Genomic DNA, 23,262 nt, shown 5'->3' with positions numbered 1-23,262 from the left:
CGAACGGTTCTAAGGTGGGTGCCATGAAGAAACTCGGCCTCATCGGCGGCACCGGACCCGAATCCACCGTCATCTACTACGACCGGGTCCTGCGTGGCATCCAGGAGGCCACCGGCACGGACGTCGTCGCACCCCTGACCATTGAGAACCTCTCCTACCTGGAGGTCTTCGAGTACATGGGCGCCGGGGATCTGGCGGGCCTCACGACCTACCTGCTCGGCGGTATCCGCTCGCTCGCCGACGCCGGCTGCGATCTGGCCGCCATGACCGCCTTCACCACGCACGCGGTCTTCGACCGGGTGGCGGCCGACTCCCCGATCCCCCTGGTCAGCGCGGTCGACGCGACGGTCCGCGCCAGCGCGGCGTACGAGACGGTCGCGCTGCTCGGCACCGAGTTCACCATGACCAGCACCTTCGTCTCCGCCCCGATCGAGGCGACCGGCACCCGCTGCGTCACGCCCAACGCCGAGGAAATCTCCTACATCCAGCGCAAGCTCACCGAGGAGATCGAAAAGGGCGTCATCCGGCGGGAGACCATCGACGGGGTCGCGGCCATCGTCGAGCGCCTGGCCGCCGAGGAGGGCGCCCAGCTGGCCATTCTCGGCTGCACGGAGCTGCCGCCGCTTTTCGACGGCGTCGACCTGGCCATCCCCAAGCTCGACACCATCGACGCCCACGTCGCCGACCTGGTCACCGCGGTGACCTAGCCCGCGATCAGGCCGGTGAGGAGACGCCGCAGCCGATCCGGCGCGAAGCCACCGAGCATGAGCAGGAACCGGTCCAGCGGGGAGACGCCGTAGTGCATTCCGCCCCGCTCCCAGGCGTTGGCGGGGTGCACGGCCTGCCACACCCGCTCGGCCACCTGTCCGGGGGTGATGCGGACGCCGAGCCGGCGCACCGATGCCGCGTTGTTCTCGGCCAGCGGCGTCTTCGCCCACAAGGGGTTGATGTCGATGACGCGGATGCCGTCCCGGCGCCACTCCAACGACAGGGCCTCGGTCAACCCGTTGACGTAAAACTTCGTCGCCGAGTACACCGCCACGCCCGGCTGTCCATGGATGGCCGCCGCCGAGGCCATGCCCACCAGGGTGCCCTTCGCTTTCCGCAGGTAGGGGTGCGCGGCCCGAGCGCCCAGGGTCACGCCGAGGACGTTGACGGCGATGACGCCGTCGACGCCGGTGACGGAGGCGTCGGCGAGCGGGCCCTCGATGATGACGCCGGCGTTGTTGTGCAGCACGTCGATTCGCCCACCCGAACGCTCGGCGAACTCCGCGAGGACCCGCTCCCATGCCTCGGCGTCGGTGACGTCGAGGACGCCGGTGACGGCGCCGGGCAGATCCGGTTCGCTGAGGTCGTACGCGCCGACGAGCCAGCCCTCGGCCAGGAACTTCTCGGCGACCGCACGGCCGAGGCCACCGGCCGCTCCCGTGATCACGATGCTCTTCATGTTTCTCAGCATATGCTGAGAAACATGACCGTCACCTCCCACACCGCCGAGGACACCCGGGCCGCCTTCGACCGCGCCCGCCACGCCCAACGACGCTGGGCCGACACCCCCGTCTCCGAGCGCAAGAAGATCATGTACCGCTACCACGACCTGCTGCTCGACCGGCAGGACGAGGTCATGGACGTGATTCAGGAGGAATCCGGCAAGGCCCGCAAGGACGCCCACGAGGAGATCCTCGACTCCGCCATCACCGCCCGGCACTACGCCAACCAGGCAGCCCGCCTGCTCCGGCCCCGTACCGTGCGCCCGACCCTGCCGATCATCACCACCACCCACGTCGAGCACGCACCGGTCGGCGTCGTCGGGGTGATCGCCCCGTGGAACTACCCGCTCATCCTGGCGCTGTCCGACGCCGTCGCCGCCCTGATCGCGGGGAACGCGGTCGTCATCAAGCCCGACGCGAAGACTCCGCGCACCGCGCTCACCGCCGCCGCGCTCCTCCATGAGGCCGGGCTGGACGAGGACCTGCTCCAGGTCGTCACCGGGGCCGGTTCGGTGGTCGGCCAGGAGATCGTGGCGCAGTGCGACTACCTCATGTTCACCGGCTCCACCGAGACCGGCCGCGCCCTGGCCGCGCAGGCCGGGCAGCGGCTGATCGGCTTCTCCGGAGAACTCGGCGGCAAGAACCCGATGATCGTCGCCCCCGACGCGGATCTCGCCCGCGCCGCCCGCGGCGCCGTGAACGCCTGCTTCTCCAACGCGGGCCAGCTGTGCATCTCCGTCGAGCGGATCTACGTCCATCGTGACGTCGCCGCGGAGTTCATTCCCGCGTTCGTCGCCCACGTGGAGGCAATGCGCGTCGACGGCTCCCGCGACTGGACGGTGGACATGGGCTCGCTGATCTCGGCCGAGCACCACGCCAAGGTCTCCGCCCTGGTCGAGGACGCCGTGTCCCGGGGCGCGAGGGTGCTGACCGGCGGAAAATCACTCGGCGGCACCTTCTACGCCCCCACCGTCCTCACCGACGTTCCCGCCGACGCCGCCCTGCACCGCGAGGAGGTCTTCGGCCCGGTGGTCTACATCGAGATCGTCGACAGCCTGGATGACGCCGTGCACAGGGCCAACGACACCCACTACGGACTCAACGCCTCCATCTGGGCGGCCACCGCCACCGGCCGCGCGCTGGCCTCCCGCATGCACGCCGGAACGGTGAACGTCAATGAGGGCTACTCCGCGGCCTGGATTTCCCTCCACGCACCGATGGGCGGTTGGAAGGCCTCCGGCGTCGGCCGGCGCCAGGGTGACCACGGGCTGCTCAAGTACACCGAGCCGCGCACCATCGCCGTCCAGCGCTTCATGTCCACCTCAGGGCCGGAATTCCTGCCCCGGGAGAAGTTCGCGACGGTGGCGCGGACCGCGTTGAAGCTGGGCAAGCGGATTCTGCCTTAGCGCGCCGACGCGGGGATCACGCTCCGGCGTCGACAAGCCGGGTGTTAAAGCTCCGGCATGCCGGCGACATAGAGGGCCTGGTCGATGTGGCGCACGGCGTCGACCATGGCGAGGGTGAGCTTCGCCTGGCGGGTCTGGGGGCCGCCCTTGAACTCACCGACGATCTCCTCGAACTCATCGACGTTCTCGACGGAGGCGACGTACTGACGCCAGCGCTCGAGGCCGGCGACGATGTAGTCGGTGAGGAGGTCCTGATCCTCGGCGGTGATCTGGGCGGCCTCCTCGGTGGTGTGGCCGACGCCGGTGCCGTCGGCGAGCGCGCCGAGACCGAACTTGGCCTTGTACTCCGCGTCCCAGAGCTGCTCGTCACCGGTCAGCGGGCTGGTCAGAGCGTCGAGCACGCGGCCGGTGTGCCACAGGAGCCAGGCGATGGAGTTCGGGTGGCCGAGCGGGTGGGCGTTGAGCTGCCCGGCGGTCAGTGCCGGGAGGGTCTTGACGGAAACTTCGGCGCGGTCAGCGAGATCAATGAGGGTGGTGTTGAGGTTCATGGCCCCGAGTGTAGGTGCGCCCTGTCAGGGGCGCCTGAGGACGGCGTGGTCAAGTTCGGAGAGCTCCTGGTTGACCTGGTACCTGGTGGCGGTGACACCGGTGACGCCGAAGCTCTCGAGACGGGTGGTGTGCTTGGCGGTGTAGGCGTCGGCGAGCTCTTCGGTGGTGAAGAGGTAGACGCCGCCGGCGACCTGGCGAGCCGGGTCCTCGATCCAGACCTTCCACACCAGGCCCTCCTCGCCGGCGATGTCGATGGCGAGATCGCGGTAGGCCTCGACCGCCTCAGCGCCGAAGGGGCCGGTGGAGGGGAATTCAAATACGAGAAGAGTTGTCATGGCCCCCCTTTACGCCCGATAGGATGGCCGTATGAGCCTGTACCATGACACCCTTCAGCTCCTCCAGGAGATGATCCGCAACGCGTGCGTCAACGACGGCACGCCGGATTCCGGCGGGGAGGTGCGCAACGCGGAGTCCCTCGCCAAGTTCTTCGAGGGCACCGACGTCAAGGTCCAGCGTTTTGAACCGCACCCGGGCCGCGTCTCCATCGCCTTCACCGTCGAGGGGTCCGACCCGGACGCGGAGCCGCTGACGCTGCTCGGCCACACCGACGTGGTTCCGGTGGATCACACCAAGTGGACGGTGGCCCCCTTCGGCGCGGAGATCAGGGACGAGAAGATCTACGGCCGCGGCGCCGTCGACATGCTCTTCATCACCGCGACGATGGCCGCCGTCACCCGCGAGGCGGCCAAGCGTGGCACCCGGGGCACGCTGACGATGGTGGGACTCGCCGACGAGGAGGCCCGCGCCGGACTCGGCGCCGGATGGATCCACCAGAACGCCCCGGACGCGTTCTCGTGGAAGAACTGTCTCTCCGAGACCGGCGGCTCCCACATCCCGGGACGCGACGGATCGGACACCATCGTCGTCAACGTCGGTGAGAACGGCGCCGCGCAGCGACGCCTGACCGTCTCCGGCGACGCCGGCCACGGGTCGACGCCCTACGGCAGGGACTCGGCGATCGTGAAGATCGGGGAAGTCGCCCGCCGCATTTCCCTGGCCCACCGCCCGATGATCGACGACAGGTCGTGGCAGATCTTCGTGAAGGCCTTCCGTTTCGACGAGGAGCTCAACGAATCACTGATGCGCGGCGAGGGTGACTTTCACGAGTTCGGTGACCTCGCCTCCTTCGCGGACGCGTTCTCCCACACCACCATCGCGCAGACCATCGTGCGCGCCGGCAGCGCGATCAACGTGCTGCCGTCGACCGCGTCACTGGACCTGGACATTCGCCAGCCCACGGGCGTCTCACAGGAGGACGTGGACGCGATGTTGACCGAGGCGCTGGGCGACATGGCCGACCAGGTCACCATCACGCACCTGCTCACTGAACCGGCGACGGTGTCTGCGCCGGAGGGCCCGCTGTGGGACGCCATCGTCGAGACCTACGGCGAGTTCTACCCGGACAGCGACGTCATCCCGATCTTCTCCACGGGGGGCTCCGACCTGCGCTTCGCCCGCTACGCCGGGGGCAAGGGCTTCGGTTTCGCGCTGCACGCCAGGGAGCGCAGCCTGGCGGCGGCGCATTCGCAGCTGCACTCCCACGACGAGCACCTTCACCTGGAGGACCTCAACCTCACTGTGCGGGCCTACGACTCGCTGATCCGCAAGTTTGTCGGCTAATCAGGGCATTGCGCTTTCACTCCCGTCACAACCGTGCGATGATGGCCGGCATGAAGACCCGTTTCGCCGCCATCGCCGCCGCCACCGCCGTCACCCTGTCCCCCGCCATCGCGAACGCCGACGCCATCGACGACGCCCTCGCCAAGATCCCGGCGGGCCAGATCTCCTGCACCCAGGCCGAGGCCTACTGGACCACGGAGGCCGAGTACGAGTCCATCCGCTCCCAGGCCCAGCTGGTCGCCCCCTTCCACCCGCGTGGCGGCGAGATCACCGATGCGCTCAACCGCGTCGAGGAGGCCGCCAACCGCTGCGGCCTCAAGGGTGGCGGCGCGCAGGCACCGGCTCCGGGCGCCCCCGCCCCGAGCGCCCCGGCACCGAACGCTCCCGGCGTTCCGAGCGCCCCGGCCCAGCCCGCACCGCCGGCTGACGCCATCAACGTCGGCGTCGCCCCGGGCACCCCCTACGTCACCGTCCCGGCCGGCCCGGTCTCCGTGGTCATCCCCGACGTCCTGACCATCATCGAGCAGGCCATCGCCCAGATCACCGGCCAGGTCAATCTCCGGCTGCCGAACCTGGGCTCCAGCTTCTAGCCCGCGCGACCTGGACATCCAGGGACAGCCCTCGCCTCGACTGCCTCAGTCGGGGCGATTTTTCTGTCTGCCTTCCGTGCCCCTCCGGACGGGTGTGGGGTGTGCACCGGTCCCCGGAAATTGGACTACATAAAGTCCGGGCAGGTCCGGATTCCCGGCTTTATCCCGATACCGCCCATCCGCAGAATCGCGGTACCCACCGGCTGAAACCGCGTGAAACGAGCTCGAAACGCAACAGCGCAACAACTTCCGGATGCGGTGATCGCCAGCCGAACATTCGTGACGATCTGACATCTCCGGCACCACCTCCGGCACGCAGCGGCGCCATGCCCACGGCCTGACCTTAAGGCCACTTACCGCAGCCGTAGGGCACCGCGACGCCCACGCCCGCCTGACTAGGCGCGCGGCACCCGGATGACATCACCCGCGTGGATCAGGTTGGGGTTGGTGATCGAGGGGTTCGCCGCTAGCAGCCGGTGGTACAGGTTTCCGGTGCCGTAATGCTGCTGGGCGATTCCCCACAGCGTCTCACCGCTCTTCACCACGTGCTCGAAGTAAGAGGTATATCCGGGCACGATGCGCGCGCCGAGGATTACCGGCACCACGACGCGGTCGCGAGGTGAGCCATCCTTGGGCGAGGTGTGGAATACCTCAACATAGGCCACGACATGGGTGAATGCGGCGCCGGAGACATCGGCCACCGTCTGAAACTGGCCGTGTCCGCCAGCGCCGTCACCGGCCATAAAGTAGCCCTCGACCTCGTCGTGGCCCTCACTGATGCGGTAGTTGTAGCTGGCTTCGAAAGCCCCGCCGGCGGTTCCGGCGATCTGAACGGTATTACTGACGATGTCGTAGGGCTGCGGTTGTTGAACTTTGATGGTCATGATTAGTCCCCTTGCGGTTGTGCGGACGTCTCGTCACAGCGGAGGTCGGCACCACGCGCAGATGGCCACGACCAGCACCTTTTGGGCTCCCGTCGCCGTCTCAGAAACTTCCGGAGGTCGGTACCGACCCAATTGGCAACACTAAGGTGAGACAATCGTCACACAGCACCAAGGGAAGGTCAATGCCTCTGCGGAAGTGTGGTGCTCCAGCACCCTGCCGACAGGCACCGTCGCACCGGTGGAGCAGAAGTCCGGGAGGGTTCCGCTTTTCACGGCCTGGCGTCCACCGAGCCTTTCTGGCCACGGGCGGTTCCGAAGACCCGGTTGATGGTCGCCACGGAACACACCCGGCAGAGGTGACGTTTCACGTGAAACCTCCGCCATTCGGGGGCGTCGGCACACAGTTCGACGTGCTCGGGACCGTAACCGTCGCCATGTTCCACCACCAGGCAATGGAACACCATCGCCGGCCCCGTGCTGGGGCGACGTCCCGGGCCTCAATCCCCGGACATACTCCCTGGGCCACCCGTCCTATTCACGCGGAATCTCGCGGAAAGCGAAGTGCAGCGGGGCGGGGCGACCGGATCGTTCACACCTGGAAATAGAGGTGCCGGTGGCTGTGGCAGCCGGGATTGAAGCGGTGCCCGCAGGCGGGGCAGGAGGATTCGTAGTCCCCGTGACCCATCGTCTTCCCGCAGGCTCCGCACATGACGGCGTCGGCGGCGTCGACAGGCATGCGCCCAAACTCGTGGTCCGTGAGCTGCGCGTGACACAGGTGGCAGGCAAAAAAGTCGCCGCAGGTGGCGCAGCGGTTGCCGACGACGTCGACGAGCGAACGGTAGTGGACGCACCGCCCCTGTGCGTCCACCCCAACTCCGCGAATCATGCCCTGGATGTTAGGCGATCTTCGCGCGGGCCTGCTCCAGCTGGAAGCGCAGCTGCGCCTCCGAGGGGGACTGGACCGGGATGAAGGAGGCCTCCCGGTAGCGGCGCGAGGTGCTCGAGGAGGACGCGTAACCGGCGCCGCCGGCAACGCGGACCTCGATGTTGGCCGCGGTGACGGCGGCGTCGGAGGCGTCGAGACGCAGTTCCAGCAGCTCGATGACGTCGGTGAGCTGCTCGCCGGAGGCGACCTTCTCCACCAGCGCCTCCCACCGCCGTGCGACGTCGGCGGTGAGTTCGAGGGACTTCGCGTGATCCGCGCGGAAGGTTTCCTTGATCCCGGTGAGCTTGGACTCCGCGGCGGCGTTGGCGGCCTCCGCGACACCCAGGCACTCGGCGATCTGGCCCAGCACGAAGGCCGAACGGACCGAGAGCATGTACTCGCGGAAGTTTTCCGTCAGGACCTGCGCCTGCGGAATGAAGACGTCGTCGAAGGTGGCCCAGGAGGACTGGGTGGCGTTGAGGCCCAGCAGGCCGAAGGGTCGGCCGAAGCCGACGCCCTCGTGGCCCGCCTCGAAGGAGAAGATGATCTTGTTGCCCTCGGCGTCCTTGGCGCCGGTGACGACGATCGCGTTGTCGTAGAGGTTGGAGGCCCAGCCGAGCTTGCCGTTGATGCGGTAGCCCCCCTCGACCTTCTCGGAGGTCAGGTCGATCTCGCCCGCGCCCGCGAGCTCCTTGAAGGAGCCGGCCATGCCGGTCACGCCGGGACGCGCCTCCTCGACGAGCTTGCTGGCCTGGGCGTCACCGTAGGCGGTGCCGGCCGAGACGAGGAAGGTGTACGTCGAGAACGTGGCCCAGGTGGTGAAGCCGACGGAGAGGTCCTCGCGGGAGAGCTCCCGGATGACGTTGACCGAGGTCTTGACGTCCTTGCCGGTGAGGTCGGCGTCGCGGAGCAGCTCCAGGACGTACGCCGCACTCTTCTCGTTCTTGTCGACCGCCTTGGCGTTCTCGGCGACGGTCGCGAGCAGGGCTTCGGGGAGATAGTTCGACATGGGTTTAGACGAGCTCCGAGGTCAGGTTTGCCGGGCGGGTGTAGGTGTTGACGACCGGGGACCACTGGACGGCGTCCTTCTGGATCTGGTCGAGGGTCTCGCGGTCGGCGTCGCCCTCGAGGTCGATCTTGACGCGAACGTCGGAGACGCCCGGGCGCTTGTCCTCGGAGAGGTCGCCGACGCCCCAGGTCGGGGAGACGTCGATGTCGGACTCGATGTCGATGTCCAGCTTGGTCAGGGTGACGCCACGGTGCTGGGCGATGGCCTGGATGCCGACGGCGATGCAGGCGGCCAGACCCGCCTGGGCGACCTCGGTCGGGTTGGGGGCGGAATCGTCACCGAGCAGCGGCTTCGGCTCGCCGACCTTGATGACGTGGCCGCGGACCTCGGTGTTGTTGCGGAAGTAGCCGTCGGCCTCGGTGTGGGTGCGGATCTTCTTGCGGCCGCCCTCCGGGTTGTCGATGTTCTTCTGCGCCAGTTCCTTGAGTGCCTCGGTGTCGATCGGCTCGATCGGCTCGCCGGCGGTGTGGTTCGGAGTGAGGTCAGACATGAAACTCTCCTTGATGTCGATTTTTATTCTGCCCGTGAGCATAATCTTCCCGACTGAAAACGGACAAGGTTGTCTATTTTATGAGAACAACATTGTCCTCAACGGCGCTGGTGGAAGCCTATCTGATACTGAATATTAATTGGCATCACCAGCAGGATCGCACGGTTCCCCCAGGCTTTTCGTGGCCTCCGCCCATCCTCCGTCACGTGACAAACTCAAGTCCAAGGGGTTAATATTCGCCACCAGATATTTTAGACAGAGCAGTCTATGAGGAAAGAACCACATGGTTGAGCCACTGAACATGACCCGGCGTCAGCTGCTGAGCGCCGCGCTCGCCATCGGCGGTACCTTCACGGCCGGAGCGGCCCTGACGGCGTGCTCGTCGGCGGCCAGCCAGCCGCACTCCCCGGCCCCCGGAAGCTCTGCCCCCGTGACGATCGGCTTCGTCCCGATCGCCTGCGCCTCTCCCCTGCTCGCGGCCCACGCCCGTGGCGCCTTCGAGGCCCACGGGCTCAACGTCCAGCTCAAGAAGTTCGCCGGCTGGGCCGACCTGTGGACCGCCTACGCCACCGGCGCCCTCGACGTCGCCCACATGCTCTCCCCCATGCCGATCGCTGCCGACGCCGGCGCCACCACCGCCGCCCGTCCCACCGAGCTCGCCTTCACCCAGAACACCAACGGCCAGGCGCTCACCCTGGCCGCCGCGCACCACCCGCGGGTCCAGCACGCCGGTGACCTGAAGGACATGGTGCTCGGCATCCCCTTCGAGTACTCGGTGCACGCCCTCCTCCTGCGCGACTACCTGGCCGCCCACGGCGTGGATCCCGTCGCCGACCTGGAGCTGCGCCTGCTTCGCCCGGCCGACATGATCGCCCAGCTCAGCGTGGGCACCATCGACGGCTTCATCGGGCCCGAACCCTTCAACCAGCGCGCCCTGGCCACGAAGTCCGGTCGCATCTTCGTCCCGACGAAGGAGATGTGGGACGGACACCCGTGCTGCTCGGTCGCCGTCGCCAAGGACACCGATCCCCGCGTCCGTGACGCACTGGTCGCCGCGCTGCACGACGGCGCCGCCTTCGTCGACAACCCGGCCCACACCGCCGAGGCCGCCCCGATGCTGGCGCAGGAGAAGTACCTCAACCAGAAGGCCGAGCTCATCGCCCCGGCGTTGGCCGGTTCCTACCTGTCCTGGGCGGGCGAGGAGATCGTCGACCCGGACATGATCAACTTCGGCGATCCGACCTCGGCCACGGCGATCACCTGGATGGCCGCGCAGATCGCCCGGTGGGATCTCGGCATCGACTTCGACGACCGCACGATCATCGACGCCGCCGCCTCGGTGCTGCCCCGCGAGGCCGACACCGCCATGACCCCGGTGGAGATCAACGGCCGCCTCTTCAACCCGAACACCCCGACCGAGGGCTACCCAAGGAGCAACGCATGACCACCCGCCAACGCTGGCAGGCACCCGTTCTGGGACTGCTGATCTTCGCCGCGTTCATCGCCGTCTGGCAGGGCGCCGCGTCCGCGGGCTGGCTCTCCGACATCGCCCCCACCCCGGCGCGCACCTTCCAGCGTGGCGCCGAGATCCTCTCGGATCCCTTCTACCGCGACGGCCCGGCGTCGGTGGGCATCTTCTGGCACCTGGTCGCCTCCCTGCGCCGCGTGATCATCGGGTTCCTCATCGCCATGCTGATCGCCATTCCCCTCGGCTTCTGGCTCGGCACCTCGACGGTGCTGCGCCGCGCGGTGGATCCGATGGTGCAGATTCTGCGCCCCGTCTCCCCGCTGGCCTGGCTCCCGCTGGGTCTCGCGCTGCTTCGCGACGCGGAGAACACCGCCGTCTTCGTCATCGTCCTGTCCGCCCTGTGGCCGACCCTCCTCAACACGATCGAGGCCGTGCGCGGCATCCACCCGACCTACCGCAACCTCGCCGCCACACTGGGCACCTCCGGCTGGCAGCGACTGATCTACATCATGGTTCCGGCCACCCTGCCGGGCATCGTCACCGGCATGCGCCAGTCGCTGTCCACCTCGTGGCTGGTCATCGTCGCCGCCGAGATGCTCGTCGGCGGCCAGGGCATCGGCTTCTTCGTGTGGAACATGTGGAACCGCCTCGACGTCGACGCGATCGTCGTCGCCATCGTCCTCATCGGCCTGATCGGCCTGATCCTCGACCACCTCGTCGCCTCCCTGCAGAAGGTCGTCCGCCATGACTAACAACCACATCGAGATCGACGCCATCACCAAGTCCTACGGCGCCACGACGATCATCGGCGAGACCTCGGTCGCCATCCGGGAGGGCCAGTTCGTCTCGCTGCTCGGCCCCTCCGGCTCGGGCAAGTCGACCATCCTCAACATGATCGCCGGCCTGGACTTCCCCTCCACCGGCACGGTGACGACGGCGGGCACCGAGGTCACCGGGCCGGGCCCGGATCGCGGCATGGTGTTCCAGAACCACGCCCTGCTGCCCTGGATGACCGCCCGCGGCAACGTCGACTTCGGGCTGCGCTCCGCCCGCCCCTCGCTGTCGAGGCAGGAACGCGCCACACTCACCGACGAGTACCTGGACAAGGTCGGCCTGGCACACGCCGCCGATCGTCGCCCGGCGCGCCTGTCCGGCGGTATGCAGCAGCGCGTCGGCCTGGCCCGCGCCTTCGCCATCGACTCCGACATCCTGCTTCTCGACGAACCCTTCGGCGCCCTCGACGCCCTGACCCGTCGCCAGCTGCAGTCCCTGCTGCTCGAGGTGTGGGAGGCCAACCGCCGCACCGTCGTGATGGTCACCCACGACGTCGACGAGGCGGTCCTGCTCTCCGACCGGGTCCTCGTCATGTCACCGGGCCCGGAGGCCACCATCATCGAGGATCTCACCGTGGATCTGGCCCGTCCCCGCTTCGGCACCGAGGACGCCAGCGCCGAGGATCGCAAGGACGAGCTGCGCCATCATCTCCTCGGGCTGCTGGAGCACTAGGCCCGGCCTGCCCACCCAGGGGTGCTTCCGCATCAATCCGCTGCGCGCCTACGGCACGACCGGTATGGTGATTCGAATCACAGACAGATAGGCGCGCACCCGGGAGGCACCGATGAGCACACGAGTTTCGCACCAACGGGTATTTGTCTCGGTGCTGCTGCTCCTGCTCGGCGCCGGTTGGGCGGCCAACCACTTCGCCTCCCTCCTCGGCCCGCTGCGCGACTGGCAGGAGCTCTCCGGGGTCACCGTCAACGCCGCGTTCGGCATCTACGCGCTCGGACTGCTGCCCAGCCTGCTCGGCGGTGGCGCGCTCGTCGACCGGGTCGGGGCTCGTGGGGTCGTCCTCACCGGCGCCACGCTCGCCGCAGTCGGCAACACCAGCCTGCTGTTCTGGCATGACGAGATCGGCGTGCTGGTCGGCCGCTTCATCGTCGGACTGGGCGTGGGGCTGACCACCAGCGCCGGCACCGTCTGGGCCGGCCAGATCCGGCCGAACGGCGGGGCGGTCCTGGCCGGGATCTTCCTCACCTCGGGTTTCGCGGTCGGACCGGTGTTCTCCGGGGCGATCATCTACCTCATCCCGGAGAGGTTCAGCCTGCCGGCGGCCTTCGCGCTGACCGTCACGTTCTCGCTGCTCACCATCGCGCTGGCACTGCTCGTCGGCAATGCGACGTCTCCGGCCGCCCCGCGGCAGGCGGCGCGGGCACGTGTCGACGTCCCGTACCGCACCCTCGGCCGCGCCCTGGCCGCCGCCCTGCCCATGGCGGTCTGGGTGTTCAGCACGGTCACGACGGCGGTGGTCATCCTCTCGGCCCGCGCGCAGGCCGGCGCCGTCCCGGCCCTGCTCGTCCCCGGTCTGGCGGCGCTGCTGTCCTTCGGTTCGGGTCTGCTCATCCAGGTGATCAGCCGCCGCCTGGCCTGGGGGCCCGGCGCGGGCGTGGCCGGTGCGCTGCTGGCCGGCGCTGGCATGGGGCTCGCCGCCCTCGGCGGAGCGTCGCTTCCGCTGCCCCTCTTCGTCCCGGCCTGCATGGTCCTCGGCTGCGCCTACGGCCTGAGCCTGCAGCAGGGGCTTCTCGACGTCAGCTACCTCGCGCCCGCCCGTTCCCACGGCATCGCCGTCGGCATCTTCTACGTCGCCGCCTACCTCGGCTTCGGTCTGCCCGTGATCATGGAGCTTCTCCTCCCGCTCGCGGGTGCCCGCTCCCCCTTCCTTGTCCTCTCCCTCCTGGCCCTGGTATCCGCGCTCATCCGTTCCGCGCAGATCGTCCGCACGGATCTGCTGGTGCGGACCAACATCAGGAAACCCTGAGGCCAGCCCGGCAGCCCCGGACACCGGCCGCCGCTCTGCGCCATACTGGGGTCCGGACCACGCGTAGGAGAGCACGACCATTCCCGACCCGGAGAACTCCATGACCGCACGACGTTCCGGACCCCCGGGTCCGCTGAACCTGGACCTCACCGACCGCAGGCTGCTGCTCGAACTCGACCGGGCCCCGGTTGCCCCGCTCTCCGAGATCGCGCACGCACTCGGCGTCGGGGAGCGCACGGTCTCGCGCAGATTCACCCGTCTGCGCGAGGAGGGGCTGCTCCGCGTGGTGGGCCGGGTCCTTCCCGGCGTCGACGGCCGGGACGCCGTCCTCACACGGACAAGCACGGATCCCTCGGCCGCCCCGACGCTGGCGGCCCGGCTGGCCCGGCTGCCGGAGACGCGGTGGGTCCGCCTGTCACGGGACGGCTCCGAACTCATCTGCGCAACGACGAGGATCGAGGGAGAGAACGCGGTGCTGCGACTGCTGCCCCGCAGCCCCCTGGTTCGGAGGCTCGATACCTTCGAGATCCTGGAGGAATGGCCCGGCGGGGAGGCCATCGCCCCCGCCGCTGACCGGGTGCTCGATGATCTCGATCGGGCCATCATCGACGCGCTGGGCCGCGACGGCCGCATGGAAACCCGCCGCATCGCCCGGGAAGCCGGGGTCGATCCCTCCACGATCTCGCGTCGTCGCGCGAAGCTGGTCGAGGAGGGAATTCTCTTCTTCGAGGCGGAGATTCATCCGGCGGCCCTCAGCGGAACCGGTGACGCCTTCCTCTGGCTCTCCGTCCTCCCGGGGCGCATCCGGAAGGTCGGCGAGAGCCTGCGGGCGCTGCCGGAATGCCGCTTCGTGGCGGCGTGCACCGGGAGGTACCCGATTGTCGCGAACCTGCTCACACCCTCGCCGGAGGCGCTGGTCGAACTCGTCGACACGGCCCTGGCCGACCTGGGGGTCACCGCGGTCGACCTTGTGCGCCTGGGTTCGGCGCGCCCCGCCGGAAACAGGCCGGGACCGTGACCACGCACGGTCACGGTCCCGGGTCCCCAGGTCAGTAGTTCCCCGGCGGATCACTCGCCGGGAATGACTCCCTGCCCTGTTCGTCGACAAGCCAGTCCAGCCGCTCCCACTCGGAGACGAGCTCCCTCTGTTGCTGCATGTACTCGTCGTCGAAAATGGTCAGCAGCGCGGTCTTCTGCTTGGTCGTGGTCTCGGTGCTGATGTCCCTCTGGCGTTCGCTGAGCATGACGCTTCCTCTCGGGGTCGATACTTCTCGGGTGTTCACGCGAAAGTCCCGGGCGCGTTGAAGCGGCGTCGACGGAGGTGACGGGGTCGGTAACGGGGGCCTCTTAGCGTCCAGTCAACGCCTCGGAGGCCTCTTCCACAAGGGTCGCCGGGAGAATAACCACCGTCTCCCCGCCCGTCCGCCGGCCATGCGGGACGACGGGCGGGTGAGCAGGGGTCGTTCACGGTCGGAGAGGCTGACCCGCACAGCTGTGCGGGTTCCGGCGGCGCAGGCGCGACCTCATCGAGGCGTTTCCCGCAGACACGCCCGCCGACTCAGCGTCCCAGTTCCGTGCGCTTGTCCGCCGCGTGACGGAGCCGCTCGGCGCGTTCCTTCTTCTCCTTCTCCGCCAGCTCCTTGGCCACCTTCTCCTCCTCCGGATCGAGACGGAACACCGCCCGCACTCCCCAACTGGTGAAGGCGGCCAGCGGGAAGACCACCCAGAAGTAGTTCCAGTTGAGGACGAAGAGCCCGAGGAAGAACGTGATCATCGTGACGGACCAGATCACCCCGTCAATGGCCTGCACCCTGCGGTTGCGTCGGACCACCTCATCCAACTCGCCCTGCGCGCCGGCCTCGGCGACGAGTTCACTCGAGGCCGCGACGCCCGGAACCACCGGGAGATCGACGAACAGCTGGGCCAGCTCACCCCGGGTCTGGGCGGCCGCGGCCCTGCGGGTGCGCTCGTCGAACTCCTGGATGTCGAGGTAACCGTCGGCGAAATAGCGGCCGAGCCGGTCCAGGGCGGCATTACGCTCGGGATCCCCCGCACGGAGGTTGGCGTCTGGGTCCATGGGGGCCAACCTAGCCCAGCGTCGGGTCCAGCACGACCTTGATGCAGCCGTCCTCCTTCTTCTGGAACTTCTCGTAGGCGCCCGGGCCCTCCGAGAGGGGAAGCCGGTGCGTGACCAGGTCATCCACGCCCAGGGGATCGGCCGGGTCCTCGAGCAGCGGCAGGACGTCGTCGATCCACTTCTTCACGTTGCACTGGCCCATCCGCAGCTGGATCTGCTTGTCGAACATCGTCAGCAGCGGCATCGGGCTGGCCATGCCCCCGTAGACGCCGGAGAGGGAGATCGTGCCGCCGCGCCGGACCAGGTCGATGGAGGAGTGCAGGGCGGCGAGGCGGTCGACGCCGGCCTTCTTCATCAACGGCTTGGCCACGGCGTCGGGAAGCAGCCCCACCGCGTCGTGGGCGGCCTTGCCCACCGGTGAGCCGTGCGCCTCCATGCCGACGGCGTCGACGACGGCGTCGGGGCCCCGCCCGTCGGTGAGGTCGCGAATCTGCTCCGCGGTGTCCCCGGTGGCGTCGAAGACCTCGATGCCGTTGCGCCGGGCCATGTCCCGACGTTCCGGCACGGGGTCGATGCCGAACACCCGGGCGCCCAGGTGGCGCCCGATTCGGGCGGCCATCTGTCCGATCGGGCCCAGCCCGTACACGGCCAGGGTGTCCCCCTCGCCGACGCCCGCGTACATCACGCCCTGCCAGGCGGTGGGGACGACGTCGCTGAGGAAGAGGTAGCGATGGTCCTCGAGCTCCTCCCCGACGCGAATCGCCCCGAAGTCCGCGTGCGGGACCCGCAGATACTGCGCCTGCCCGCCCGGCACGGAACCGTAGAGCTTGGAGTAGCCGAACATCGCGGAGCCGGAACCGTGCTCGCGGACCTGCGTGGTCTCGCACTGGGAGAACAGTCCGCGCTCACACATCCAGCAGTGGCCGCAGGCGATGGAGAAGGGGACGACGATGCGTTCCCCCTCGCTCAGCCCGCTGGCGCTGCCCGCCTCCACCACGCGACCCATCGGCTCGTGCCCGATGATGTCGCCGGGTTCCATGAACGGGCCCAGGACCTCGTAGAGGTGCAGGTCGGAGCCGCAGATTCCGGTGGAGGTGACCTCGATGATGACGTCGGTGTCCTCCTTGAGCTCCGGATCCGGGACCGTTTCGACGGTGACGTTTCGCTTTCCCTGCCAGGTCAGTGCCTTCATGATCTAGTTCCTTTCCGTGTCTGTGAATGCGCGCGGCCGGGCGTAGGCGTGGACCTGGTCAAGAAGGTCCCGCTGGTGGGCCACGGCGTCGATGAGGTCGGTGAACACCTTTTCCTCCAGGCCGAGAGAGGGGGCGAGATCGCGCAGGGTTTCCCACAGGCCGACCTTGCCGTTGATCGCGCCCCGCATGAGGTCGGTTTCCAGCAGCAGTGTCATCGGCGATCGGGTCACCGCGTGTCCGTTGCCCTTGAGGCGGCCGATTCTTTCTCCGGTCCAGGCCACCGCCTGCCGGTAGGGCTTCCTGCTCAGGCCGAAATCGTGAATCAGCTGCTCGAGGAAGTCGCGCTCCCCCGCCAGCTGTTCGGCGAACTCGCCCAGCTGGGCGTAGACGGGGGTGTCCACGTAGTCGTTGGCCATGCGCTGGCTGCGGTTGAGACCGCCGGTCGCGCCGGTGAGGTGGTCGGAGAGGTAGAGCTCGAACAGCTCCCTGTCGATGTGCTCCGGCAACGTGACCCGGTCGTCGCCCGCCCCCTCCCCGGCCCCCTGGTCGGTGCCCCGGAGGTTCTTGTCCACCTTGTTGCGCGGAATGAGGGGCGGGGAGGCGTGGCCGCGTCCCTCGGCGAGGCCCTCGAGCAGTTCCGTCAGCGCTTCCGCCGCGGTGTGGGTGGGCGCCCAGCCGAGCTCGCTCTTGGCGCGCGCGTTGTCCATCAGCGGCACCTGCATGCCCATGTCCAGCCATCCCGCGTCAGCGGGCACCACACCCGAGGCGTGCCCGGCGACGAGCGCCGCCCGGACGATCCCCGGAGGCAGCTCGAAATAGCGGCCGGAGCTGGTGAGGATGCCCGCCAGCTCCTTCGGCCCGAGAACGTCGTCGGCGCAGACGTTGAAGGCGCCGGGCCGCTTCGCGACGACCGCCGCCACGTAGGCCTCGCCCACATCCTGGGTGTGCAGCGCCTGCAGGCGCAGCCCCGCCGGCAGCGGCAGGGTCGGCAGCGACTTCGGCGCCAGCATCTGGGGCGGCACGGAACTGCCGAGGAAGTAGCGCTGGATCTCGGAGGCTGCGTCCGACTGGAAGAGCAGCGCCGGGCGCAGCCGGGTGACCGTCACCTCCGGGTGCGCGTCTTCGAAGGCGTCGAGCACGTCCTCCTGGGAGGCCTTGTCCACGCTGTAGTGGGAGGTGTCGATCCCCTCGGTCGGGAAGGATTCATCGCGCCGCGGCGGCTCGCTCCCGTCGTCGAGAAGCTGCTTGCGTGCCTCATCGGGCGAGTAGGCGCCGACGGAGCTGGCGACCACGAGCTGGCCGACGCCCGCCGCCGCCGCGGCCTCCGCCACCCGCCTGGTTCCCTCAACGTTGACGCGCCGCAGCAGCTCGCGGCGGTTGTTCGGCTGCACCAGCCAGGCGAGGTGGATGACCGCGTCGACGCCCTGGAAGGCCTCGGTCAGGGCCGCCACGGCCTCGTCTTCCCCGGTTCCGGCGGCGATGTCTATCGAGCGCCATTCCGCCTGGTCGTAGGGTTCAATACTCTGGTCGGGAAGTCGGCGGGCGATGCCCACGACCTCCGTGATCTCCGGGTGACGGTGGGCGGCACGGAGCACGGCGGTACCCGCGTTCCCCGTCGCTCCGACAACTGCAATGCGCATGGTGTCTCCTCGCTCGGTGTGATTCGGGCCATCAAACCCCAGTCAAGCCAGAAGATTTTCCTTCTTCAACGAATCCTTAAGATTCACAGGTCACATGGCGAGGGTTCCACTGATCCGCACAGCTGTGCGCCCGCCGACCCAGATATCGGCGCCGTCATCGTGGACGAACACCTCCCCATCCGCGCCGGCCGCCGAGCCCTGCCGGGCCACGTAGTCCGGCCCGATCACGCCGCGTTCGCGCAGCCACTGCGCCAGTGCCCCGTTGAGGGAACCGGTCACGGGATCCTCGCCGAACTCGAGGATCGCGCGCACCTCCACCTCCCTGACCGAGGGCGCCAGGCCGACCACGCCCAGGTGGGCGCCCGTGCGGTCCCCGGCGGGACGGAGGGCGCGGACCGCGTCAGCGTCGGCAAGCTGGATCAGCTGCCAGGTCGGGCCGTTGACGCCCCAGGCGTGGGCGAGGATTTCCTCGGTGCCGACGCCCAGGATCTGCGCGGCCCGCTCGAGCTCGGCGTCGGACAGGGGTCCCGTGCGGGTGCGCGGCGGCGTGGCGAAGGAGAGCATCTCGCCGTCGACGCGCACCGGCACCAGGCCGACGCCGCATTCCTGGACGACGCGCCCGCCGCGGGCGATCCCGCCCAGTTCGAGCCAGGCCCGGGCGGAGCCGAGGGTCGGGTGGCCGGCGAAGGGGAACTCCTCCGTGGGCGTGAAGATCCGGACGCGGTAGTCGGCCTCCTCGGTGGTGGGCGTGAGCAGGAACGTCGTCTCCGAGAGGTTCAGCCAGCGGGCGATGGCCCGCATCTGCCCGGTGCTGAGATCGTCGGCGTCGGCGATGACGGCGAGCGGATTGCCGGTGAAGGGGCCGGTGGCGAAGACGTCGATTTCCAGGAATTTGTGGGCCATGGGGCGATTATCCTCGATGCGCGGGACGACTGCGCAGGATTGAAGGTGGACCACAGGAAGGGGCCAGGGACCGGGCCTAGCGTGGAGGTCATGACCAAGGACAAGAACCCGGACAAGACCCCCGGCGGCGCCTCCGTCAAGGACGGCGAGCTCTACCAGTCCCTGCGCGAGGACGGCGCCAGCAAGGAAAAGGCCGCCCGCATCGCCAACGCCGCCGCCAACACCTCACGCAGCGAGGTCGGTGAGAAGGGCGGCGAGGCGGGCAGCTACGAGGACTGGACCGTCGACGAGCTGCACAAGCGGGCCGCCGAGCTCGAGATCGAGGGGCGTTCCAGCATGAACAAGGCGGAGCTGATCAAGGCGCTGCGCGACCATTAGGCGAACGGTGGACGTGCGCGGCCGGGCGTGTGATGATGGTCACCATGGGTATCACTAAGCCGCTGGCCGCCGCCCTCACCGCACTGGTGATGCTCGCGCCCGCCGTCACCGCCTCCGCCACCGTCCCCTACAACGAAGGCCGCCTCGTTATCGGCGATCCCTGGGGTGGCCCGGCGCGCACCCTCGACGTGGGCGTCTCCACCGGCTGCACCCCCGTCGACGACGCCCCGGGCCTGGCCACCCTGTCGGTGACCACCCGCGACGCCGCCTGGGAACGGTTGATGGCCGACACCTTCCACGTCTCCAGCTGGGTTCCCTTCGTGCACACGACCGCCGAGATCAGCTGGCACAACCGGGACACCGGCCAGCGCGGCAGCGGCACCCAGTACGGCATCAACGGCGCCATCCTCGGCGCCGAGCGCTGGGACGTCGGACCGGGGCTTGTCGACGTCGACGTCACCGTCACCCAGTCCCCGGGAATCCCGGTCGAGTTCAGCTCGGTGCGCTCCCACAGCGCCTCCGGGTCCTACAGCGTCACGTCCAGCGGCTGCGGCGTTTAGGAGTGACCATGAACCTCTACGAGTACCAGGCCCGTGAGCTTCTGGAGAGCTTCGGCGTCCCGACGGCGCAGGGGCGCGTCGCCACCACCCCGGCCGAGGCCCGCGAGGCCGCCGAGGCCTTCGGGGGGACGGTCGTGGTCAAGGCCCAGGTCCACACCGGCGGGCGCGGCAAGGCCGGCGGCGTGAAGGTGGTGCACTCCCCCGAGGAGGCCGAGAACGCGGCCGCCAAGATTCTCGGCATGGACATCAAGGGCCACACCGTGCACAAGGTGATGGTGGCCCAGGGCGTCGACATCGCCGAGGAGTACTACTTCTCCCTGCTGCTCGACCGCACGAACCGCTCCTACCTGGCGCTGTGCTCCACCGAGGGCGGCGTGGACATCGAGACCCTCGCCGAGGAGCACCCCGACAAGCTGGCCCGGGTCAGCGTCGATCCGCTCGTCGGCGTCGACGAGGCCAAGGCGCGGGAGATCGCCGACTCCGCCGGGTTCACCGGTGACGTCGCCTACCGCGTGGTCCCGGTGCTGCAGAAACTGTGGCGCGCGTACCACGACTCCGACGCCACCCTCGTGGAGGTCAACCCCCTGGTCCGCACCGCCGGCGGCGAGATCCTGGCGCTGGACGCGAAGGTCACGCTCGACGCCAACGCGGAGTTCCGCCACAACGATTACCCGGACCCGGACCAGAGCGACGGTGACGCCGGTGAGCTCGAGGCGATCGCCCGGGAGCATGACCTCAATTACGTGAAGCTCGACGGCTCCGTCGGCGTCATTGGCAACGGCGCCGGTCTGGTCATGGCCAGCCTCGACGTCGTGGCGGCCGCGGGGAAGCTCTACGGCAACCAGAAGCCGGCGAACTTCCTCGACATCGGCGGCGGCGCCTCCCAGGAGGTCATGGAGACGAGCCTGAAGCTCGTGCTCTCCGACAGGCAGGTGAGGTCGGTGTTCATCAACGTCTTCGGCGGCATCACCGCCTGCGACGTCGTGGCGAAGGGCATCGTCGGCGCCCTCGCGGTCCTGGGCCGGGACGCCAACGTCCCGATCGTGGTGCGCCTCGACGGCAACAACGTCGACGAGGGCCGCCGCATACTCTCCGATTTCCAGCATCCGCTGGTCACCGTCATGGGGTCGATGGACGCCGCCGCCCACCGAGCCGCCGCACTGGCCCAGGCCCACTGAGAAAGGTCCCAGAAACCATGTCAATCTTCCTCGACAGCGATTCCAGGGTCATCATCCAGGGCATCACCGGCGCCGAAGGCATGAAGCACGCCCAGCGCATGATCGCCGCCGGCACGACAGTCGTCGGCGGCACCAACCCCCGCAAGGCCGGACACACGGTGACCGTCAGCGGGCAGAAGCTGCCCGTCTTCGCCACCGTCGCCGACGCCATGGCCGCCACCGGGGCGAACGTCTCGGTCATCTTCGTGCCGCCGGCGTTCGCCAAGGCCGCGATCGTCGATGCCGTCGACGCGCGCATCGACCTGGCCGTCGTCATCACCGAGGGCATCCCGGTCCGCGACACCGCCGAGGCGCTGGCGCACGCCCGCAACGTCGGCCACACGCGCATCATCGGCCCGAACTGCCCGGGCGTCATCACCCCGGGCGAGTCCCTGGCGGGGATCATCCCGGCGACGATCACCGGGTCAGGCCCGGTCGGGCTGATCTCGAAGTCGGGCACATTGACGTACCAGATGATGTACGAGCTCGCCGACGTCGGCGTGTCCACCGCGGTCGGCATCGGCGGCGATCCGCTCATCGGCACCGACTACATCGACGCGCTTGAGGCCTTCGAGGCCGATCCGCAGACCGAGGCGATCGTGCTGATCGGCGAGATCGGCGGCGACGCCGAGGAGCGCGCGGCGGCCTACATCGCCGAGCACGTGAGCAAGCCCGTGGTCGCCTACGTCGCCGGCTTCACCGCCCCGGAGGGTCAGCGCATGGGTCACGCAGGCGCGATCGTCACCGGTTCGGTCGGTACCGCCCAGGCGAAGAAGGAGGCCTTCGAGGCGGTCGGCGTGGCCGTCGGCAAGACGCCGAGCGAGGCCGCCGACATGATGCTCGAGATCATCACTCCGACCCGGCACCGCACCGACGTCGAGCGCGTCATCCCCAACCTCGTCGTCAGCAACCTCCACGAATCCTCCCACGCGCACAGCGCCGTGCTGGGCATGGACATCATCCTGGATCACGGTTTCATGCGCGCGCTCGGCGAGGTCGACGGCCCCCAGCTCAACCTCGTCGCGGAGGCCACGCCCGCGCCGCGCCCGGACGCGACGGTGTTCGTCACCGACGTCAACGCCGCTTATCGACGCGCCGAGGACGCCTCCGCCCACGGCATCGAGATCGTCTACCCGCTCACCGACGAAAAGTTCGGCGTCCGCCGCTTCTTCTACCGCGACGCCGACGGCAACGTGGTCAGCGTCGCGGCGCACCTGAGCTAGCGGAGCGGGGGCGCGGGTAAGAACCGGCCCCGGGCCGCTCATCCGACCGTGCAATCACACGCTCGGATGAGGCCGGAGAACAGGAGAATTGCGGAACTGCGGTTACTCCGCCGGGCTGATCTCGGACTCGACGACCCACTTGTGGTTGGTCATCTCCATGCCGTCGGCGCTGAAGTCGACCATGTAGACCGTTTCCTCGGTGGCGGAGTCGATGGTCGCCTCGGCGCCGTCCATGCCGGACATGTGATCGGCGTCGAGCACGACCGTGGAGCCCTCGGCCAGCGGGGCCTCGCCCGGGTCCTCGAGTTCCTCGTGCACGACCCACTTGTGGTCGGTCACCGGCTCGCCTCCGTCGGTCGGGGTGTAGCTGACGGAGTACGTGGTGGTGTCGAAGGCGCCCGCGATGGTCGCCTCGGCACCCTCCATGCCGGACATGTGGTCGGCGTTGAGGATGACCTTCGTGCCCACCGGGTAGGTGGGGTCCTCGGCCTCGACGATGCCGGCCGGCGCCGGGCCGCCGTCGGCGGGGTGGTCGCCGTGACCGTTGTCCGCGGACTCGGCTTCTGCGGTGGTCAGGGTCGGGGAGCTCTCCGTGCTCTCCGTGGTGTCGGCGCAGGCGGCGAGGGCGAGGGCGGAGGTCAGGGTGATGGCGGTCAGCAGTCGTTTCATGGTGGATCCTTTCGTGGAATGCGGGTGATCGGAAAC

General features: G+C 68.8%; 26 protein-coding genes and 1 pseudogene. 14 read left to right on the top strand and 13 right to left on the bottom strand.

All coding sequences use genetic code 11. From position 1 onward, the window contains the following. Positions 1-23 precede the first annotated feature (23 nt). Positions 24-707, top strand: coding sequence for an aspartate/glutamate racemase family protein (locus tag CGUA_RS00415; RefSeq protein WP_290196590.1), 684 nt, complete (start codon positions 24-26; stop codon positions 705-707). On the opposite strand, the gene CGUA_RS00410 is transcribed toward CGUA_RS00415, so the two are convergent. Next, positions 704-1,447: an SDR family oxidoreductase gene (locus tag CGUA_RS00410; protein ID WP_290196588.1), complete on the bottom strand. Its 744-nt coding sequence runs from the start codon at positions 1,445-1,447 to the stop codon at positions 704-706. The two genes, CGUA_RS00415 and CGUA_RS00410, sit on opposite strands and share 4 nt — an antisense overlap. On the opposite strand from CGUA_RS00410, the gene CGUA_RS00405 reads away from it, so the two are divergent. Next, entirely contained in the window at positions 1,337-2,896 is a 1,560-nt protein-coding gene (locus CGUA_RS00405; RefSeq protein WP_290198407.1) for a succinic semialdehyde dehydrogenase, read from the top strand. The genes CGUA_RS00410 and CGUA_RS00405 overlap by 111 nt on opposite strands. 44 nt (positions 2,897-2,940) lie before the next feature. On the opposite strand, the gene CGUA_RS00400 is transcribed toward CGUA_RS00405, so the two are convergent. Both CGUA_RS00400 and CGUA_RS00395 read right to left on the bottom strand, forming a co-directional pair. Beyond that, positions 2,941-3,444 carry a DinB family protein gene (locus CGUA_RS00400; RefSeq protein ID WP_290196586.1) on the bottom strand — a complete coding sequence of 168 codons (504 nt, stop codon included), beginning with the start codon at positions 3,442-3,444 and terminating at the stop codon, positions 2,941-2,943. A 24-nt stretch (positions 3,445-3,468) separates the two neighbouring features. Next, a complete protein-coding gene (locus CGUA_RS00395; RefSeq protein ID WP_290196583.1) occupies positions 3,469-3,780 on the bottom strand; it encodes a monooxygenase in 312 nt (103 codons plus the stop codon). Positions 3,781-3,811: 31 nt separating this feature from the next. Here CGUA_RS00395 and CGUA_RS00390 point away from each other — a divergent pair, with 31 nt between their 5' ends. Both CGUA_RS00390 and CGUA_RS00385 read left to right on the top strand, forming a co-directional pair. Further along, a complete protein-coding gene (locus CGUA_RS00390; RefSeq protein WP_290196580.1) occupies positions 3,812-5,125 on the top strand; it encodes a M20/M25/M40 family metallo-hydrolase in 1,314 nt (437 codons plus the stop codon). Between the two features lie 50 nt (positions 5,126-5,175). Then, positions 5,176-5,715, top strand: coding sequence for a hypothetical protein (locus tag CGUA_RS00385; protein ID WP_290196578.1), 540 nt, complete (start codon positions 5,176-5,178; stop codon positions 5,713-5,715). A gap of 395 nt (positions 5,716-6,110) precedes the next feature. On the opposite strand, the gene CGUA_RS00380 is transcribed toward CGUA_RS00385, so the two are convergent. The 4 genes from CGUA_RS00380 to CGUA_RS00365 all read right to left on the bottom strand — a co-directional run bounded on the left by CGUA_RS00380 (position 6,111) and on the right by CGUA_RS00365 (position 9,083). Continuing rightward, on the bottom strand, positions 6,111-6,599 hold the full coding sequence (locus CGUA_RS00380; protein WP_290196576.1) for a Gmad2 immunoglobulin-like domain-containing protein: 489 nt from the start codon (positions 6,597-6,599) through the stop codon (positions 6,111-6,113). 589 nt (positions 6,600-7,188) lie between these two features. Continuing rightward, the gene (locus CGUA_RS00375; RefSeq protein ID WP_290196574.1) at positions 7,189-7,485 is read right to left on the bottom strand and encodes a CHY zinc finger protein; all 297 of its coding nucleotides are present in this window, start codon (positions 7,483-7,485) and stop codon (positions 7,189-7,191) included. A 10-nt stretch (positions 7,486-7,495) separates the two neighbouring features. Beyond that, positions 7,496-8,533 (bottom strand): acyl-CoA dehydrogenase family protein, encoded by a 1,038-nt coding sequence (locus CGUA_RS00370; protein ID WP_290196572.1) that lies wholly within the window; start codon positions 8,531-8,533, stop codon positions 7,496-7,498. A 4-nt stretch (positions 8,534-8,537) separates the two neighbouring features. Further along, positions 8,538-9,083 carry an OsmC family protein gene (locus tag CGUA_RS00365; RefSeq protein ID WP_290196570.1) on the bottom strand — a complete coding sequence of 182 codons (546 nt, stop codon included), beginning with the start codon at positions 9,081-9,083 and terminating at the stop codon, positions 8,538-8,540. A gap of 283 nt (positions 9,084-9,366) precedes the next feature. On the opposite strand from CGUA_RS00365, the gene CGUA_RS00360 reads away from it, so the two are divergent. From CGUA_RS00360 to CGUA_RS00340, 5 genes are all read left to right on the top strand, one after another. Further along, complete coding sequence (locus CGUA_RS00360; RefSeq protein WP_290196569.1) at positions 9,367-10,527, top strand: ABC transporter substrate-binding protein; 1,161 nt, start codon at positions 9,367-9,369, stop codon at positions 10,525-10,527. Further along, positions 10,524-11,303 (top strand): ABC transporter permease, encoded by a 780-nt coding sequence (locus tag CGUA_RS00355; protein ID WP_290196567.1) that lies wholly within the window; start codon positions 10,524-10,526, stop codon positions 11,301-11,303. Before CGUA_RS00360 ends, CGUA_RS00355 begins: the two co-directional genes overlap by 4 nt. Then, positions 11,296-12,057: an ABC transporter ATP-binding protein gene (locus CGUA_RS00350; RefSeq protein ID WP_290196565.1), complete on the top strand. Its 762-nt coding sequence runs from the start codon at positions 11,296-11,298 to the stop codon at positions 12,055-12,057. The genes CGUA_RS00355 and CGUA_RS00350 overlap by 8 nt, the downstream gene beginning before the upstream one ends. 112 nt (positions 12,058-12,169) lie before the next feature. Next, a complete protein-coding gene (locus CGUA_RS00345) occupies positions 12,170-13,366 on the top strand; it encodes an MFS transporter (protein ID WP_290196563.1) in 1,197 nt (398 codons plus the stop codon). Between the two features lie 100 nt (positions 13,367-13,466). Continuing rightward, a complete protein-coding gene (locus CGUA_RS00340; protein ID WP_290196562.1) occupies positions 13,467-14,384 on the top strand; it encodes an Lrp/AsnC family transcriptional regulator in 918 nt (305 codons plus the stop codon). Positions 14,385-14,415: 31 nt separating this feature from the next. Here the strand turns inward: CGUA_RS00340 and CGUA_RS00335 are convergent, their stop codons facing one another. From CGUA_RS00335 to CGUA_RS00315, 5 genes are all read right to left on the bottom strand, one after another. Beyond that, entirely contained in the window at positions 14,416-14,610 is a 195-nt protein-coding gene (locus CGUA_RS00335; protein ID WP_290196560.1) for a hypothetical protein, read from the bottom strand. Positions 14,611-14,924: 314 nt separating this feature from the next. Further along, positions 14,925-15,443, bottom strand: coding sequence for a DUF1707 SHOCT-like domain-containing protein (locus tag CGUA_RS00330; protein ID WP_290196558.1), 519 nt, complete (start codon positions 15,441-15,443; stop codon positions 14,925-14,927). Between the two features lie 10 nt (positions 15,444-15,453). Continuing rightward, positions 15,454-16,635, bottom strand: coding sequence for a zinc-dependent alcohol dehydrogenase (locus CGUA_RS00325; protein WP_290196556.1), 1,182 nt, complete (start codon positions 16,633-16,635; stop codon positions 15,454-15,456). A gap of 3 nt (positions 16,636-16,638) precedes the next feature. Next, a complete protein-coding gene (locus tag CGUA_RS00320; protein WP_290196553.1) occupies positions 16,639-18,276 on the bottom strand; it encodes an NAD-dependent epimerase/dehydratase family protein in 1,638 nt (545 codons plus the stop codon). A 90-nt stretch (positions 18,277-18,366) separates the two neighbouring features. Continuing rightward, on the bottom strand, positions 18,367-19,179 hold the full coding sequence (locus CGUA_RS00315) for a PhzF family phenazine biosynthesis protein (RefSeq protein WP_290196551.1): 813 nt from the start codon (positions 19,177-19,179) through the stop codon (positions 18,367-18,369). Positions 19,180-19,269: 90 nt separating this feature from the next. Here CGUA_RS00315 and CGUA_RS00310 point away from each other — a divergent pair, with 90 nt between their 5' ends. The 5 genes and pseudogenes from CGUA_RS00310 (at position 19,270) to CGUA_RS13175 (ending at position 22,557) form a co-directional block, all read left to right on the top strand. Next, positions 19,270-19,557: a DUF7218 family protein gene (locus CGUA_RS00310; RefSeq protein ID WP_290196549.1), complete on the top strand. Its 288-nt coding sequence runs from the start codon at positions 19,270-19,272 to the stop codon at positions 19,555-19,557. 44 nt (positions 19,558-19,601) lie between these two features. Next, positions 19,602-20,117: a hypothetical protein gene (locus CGUA_RS00305; protein WP_290196547.1), complete on the top strand. Its 516-nt coding sequence runs from the start codon at positions 19,602-19,604 to the stop codon at positions 20,115-20,117. An 8-nt stretch (positions 20,118-20,125) separates the two neighbouring features. Further along, positions 20,126-21,295 carry an ADP-forming succinate--CoA ligase subunit beta gene (gene sucC, locus CGUA_RS00300; RefSeq protein ID WP_290196545.1) on the top strand — a complete coding sequence of 390 codons (1,170 nt, stop codon included), beginning with the start codon at positions 20,126-20,128 and terminating at the stop codon, positions 21,293-21,295. Positions 21,296-21,312: 17 nt separating this feature from the next. Continuing rightward, positions 21,313-22,185, top strand: a pseudogene (gene sucD, locus CGUA_RS00295) (succinate--CoA ligase subunit alpha); the annotation flags it as partial. After that, positions 22,168-22,557 carry a VOC family protein gene (locus CGUA_RS13175; protein WP_353959863.1) on the top strand — a complete coding sequence of 130 codons (390 nt, stop codon included), beginning with the start codon at positions 22,168-22,170 and terminating at the stop codon, positions 22,555-22,557. The pseudogene sucD and the gene CGUA_RS13175, both read left to right, overlap by 18 nt. Positions 22,558-22,659: 102 nt before the next feature. Here the strand turns inward: CGUA_RS13175 and CGUA_RS00290 are convergent, their stop codons facing one another. Beyond that, positions 22,660-23,226: a YdhK family protein gene (locus CGUA_RS00290; protein ID WP_290196543.1), complete on the bottom strand. Its 567-nt coding sequence runs from the start codon at positions 23,224-23,226 to the stop codon at positions 22,660-22,662. Positions 23,227-23,262: the final 36 nt, after the last annotated feature.

It is taken from the genome of Corynebacterium guangdongense (assembly GCF_030408915.1).
Classification (GTDB): Bacteria; Actinomycetota; Actinomycetes; order Mycobacteriales; family Mycobacteriaceae; genus Corynebacterium; species Corynebacterium guangdongense.
Note: the sequence above shows the minus strand (reverse complement) of the source record. Positions and strands in the feature narration are given on the sequence as shown.

Bases quoted from the DNA above. Each gene is read 5' to 3' on its own strand.
- CGUA_RS00345 (WP_290196563.1), top strand. From the start codon at position 12,170: ATGAGCACACGAGTTTCGCACCAACGGGTATTTGTCTCGGTGCTGCTG.
- CGUA_RS00340 (WP_290196562.1), top strand. From the start codon at position 13,467: ATGACCGCACGACGTTCCGGACCCCCGGGTCCGCTGAACCTGGACCTC.
- CGUA_RS00380 (WP_290196576.1), bottom strand. From the start codon at position 6,599: ATGACCATCAAAGTTCAACAACCGCAGCCCTACGACATCGTCAGTAAT.
- CGUA_RS00310 (WP_290196549.1), top strand. From the start codon at position 19,270: ATGACCAAGGACAAGAACCCGGACAAGACCCCCGGCGGCGCCTCCGTC.
- CGUA_RS00410 (WP_290196588.1), bottom strand. From the start codon at position 1,447: ATGAAGAGCATCGTGATCACGGGAGCGGCCGGTGGCCTCGGCCGTGCG.
- CGUA_RS00365 (WP_290196570.1), bottom strand. From the start codon at position 9,083: ATGTCTGACCTCACTCCGAACCACACCGCCGGCGAGCCGATCGAGCCG.
- CGUA_RS00355 (WP_290196567.1), top strand. From the start codon at position 10,524: ATGACCACCCGCCAACGCTGGCAGGCACCCGTTCTGGGACTGCTGATC.
- CGUA_RS00390 (WP_290196580.1), top strand. From the start codon at position 3,812: ATGAGCCTGTACCATGACACCCTTCAGCTCCTCCAGGAGATGATCCGC.
- CGUA_RS00335 (WP_290196560.1), bottom strand. From the start codon at position 14,610: ATGCTCAGCGAACGCCAGAGGGACATCAGCACCGAGACCACGACCAAG.
- CGUA_RS00360 (WP_290196569.1), top strand. From the start codon at position 9,367: ATGGTTGAGCCACTGAACATGACCCGGCGTCAGCTGCTGAGCGCCGCG.
- CGUA_RS00370 (WP_290196572.1), bottom strand. From the start codon at position 8,533: ATGTCGAACTATCTCCCCGAAGCCCTGCTCGCGACCGTCGCCGAGAAC.
- CGUA_RS13175 (WP_353959863.1), top strand. From the start codon at position 22,168: ATGATGCTCGAGATCATCACTCCGACCCGGCACCGCACCGACGTCGAG.
- CGUA_RS00290 (WP_290196543.1), bottom strand. From the start codon at position 23,226: ATGAAACGACTGCTGACCGCCATCACCCTGACCTCCGCCCTCGCCCTC.
- CGUA_RS00305 (WP_290196547.1), top strand. From the start codon at position 19,602: ATGGGTATCACTAAGCCGCTGGCCGCCGCCCTCACCGCACTGGTGATG.
- CGUA_RS00315 (WP_290196551.1), bottom strand. From the start codon at position 19,179: ATGGCCCACAAATTCCTGGAAATCGACGTCTTCGCCACCGGCCCCTTC.
- CGUA_RS00400 (WP_290196586.1), bottom strand. From the start codon at position 3,444: ATGAACCTCAACACCACCCTCATTGATCTCGCTGACCGCGCCGAAGTT.
- CGUA_RS00395 (WP_290196583.1), bottom strand. From the start codon at position 3,780: ATGACAACTCTTCTCGTATTTGAATTCCCCTCCACCGGCCCCTTCGGC.
- CGUA_RS00320 (WP_290196553.1), bottom strand. From the start codon at position 18,276: ATGCGCATTGCAGTTGTCGGAGCGACGGGGAACGCGGGTACCGCCGTG.
- CGUA_RS00325 (WP_290196556.1), bottom strand. From the start codon at position 16,635: ATGAAGGCACTGACCTGGCAGGGAAAGCGAAACGTCACCGTCGAAACG.
- CGUA_RS00350 (WP_290196565.1), top strand. From the start codon at position 11,296: ATGACTAACAACCACATCGAGATCGACGCCATCACCAAGTCCTACGGC.
- CGUA_RS00330 (WP_290196558.1), bottom strand. From the start codon at position 15,443: ATGGACCCAGACGCCAACCTCCGTGCGGGGGATCCCGAGCGTAATGCC.
- sucC (WP_290196545.1), top strand. From the start codon at position 20,126: ATGAACCTCTACGAGTACCAGGCCCGTGAGCTTCTGGAGAGCTTCGGC.
- CGUA_RS00375 (WP_290196574.1), bottom strand. From the start codon at position 7,485: ATGATTCGCGGAGTTGGGGTGGACGCACAGGGGCGGTGCGTCCACTAC.
- CGUA_RS00385 (WP_290196578.1), top strand. From the start codon at position 5,176: ATGAAGACCCGTTTCGCCGCCATCGCCGCCGCCACCGCCGTCACCCTG.
- CGUA_RS00415 (WP_290196590.1), top strand. From the start codon at position 24: ATGAAGAAACTCGGCCTCATCGGCGGCACCGGACCCGAATCCACCGTC.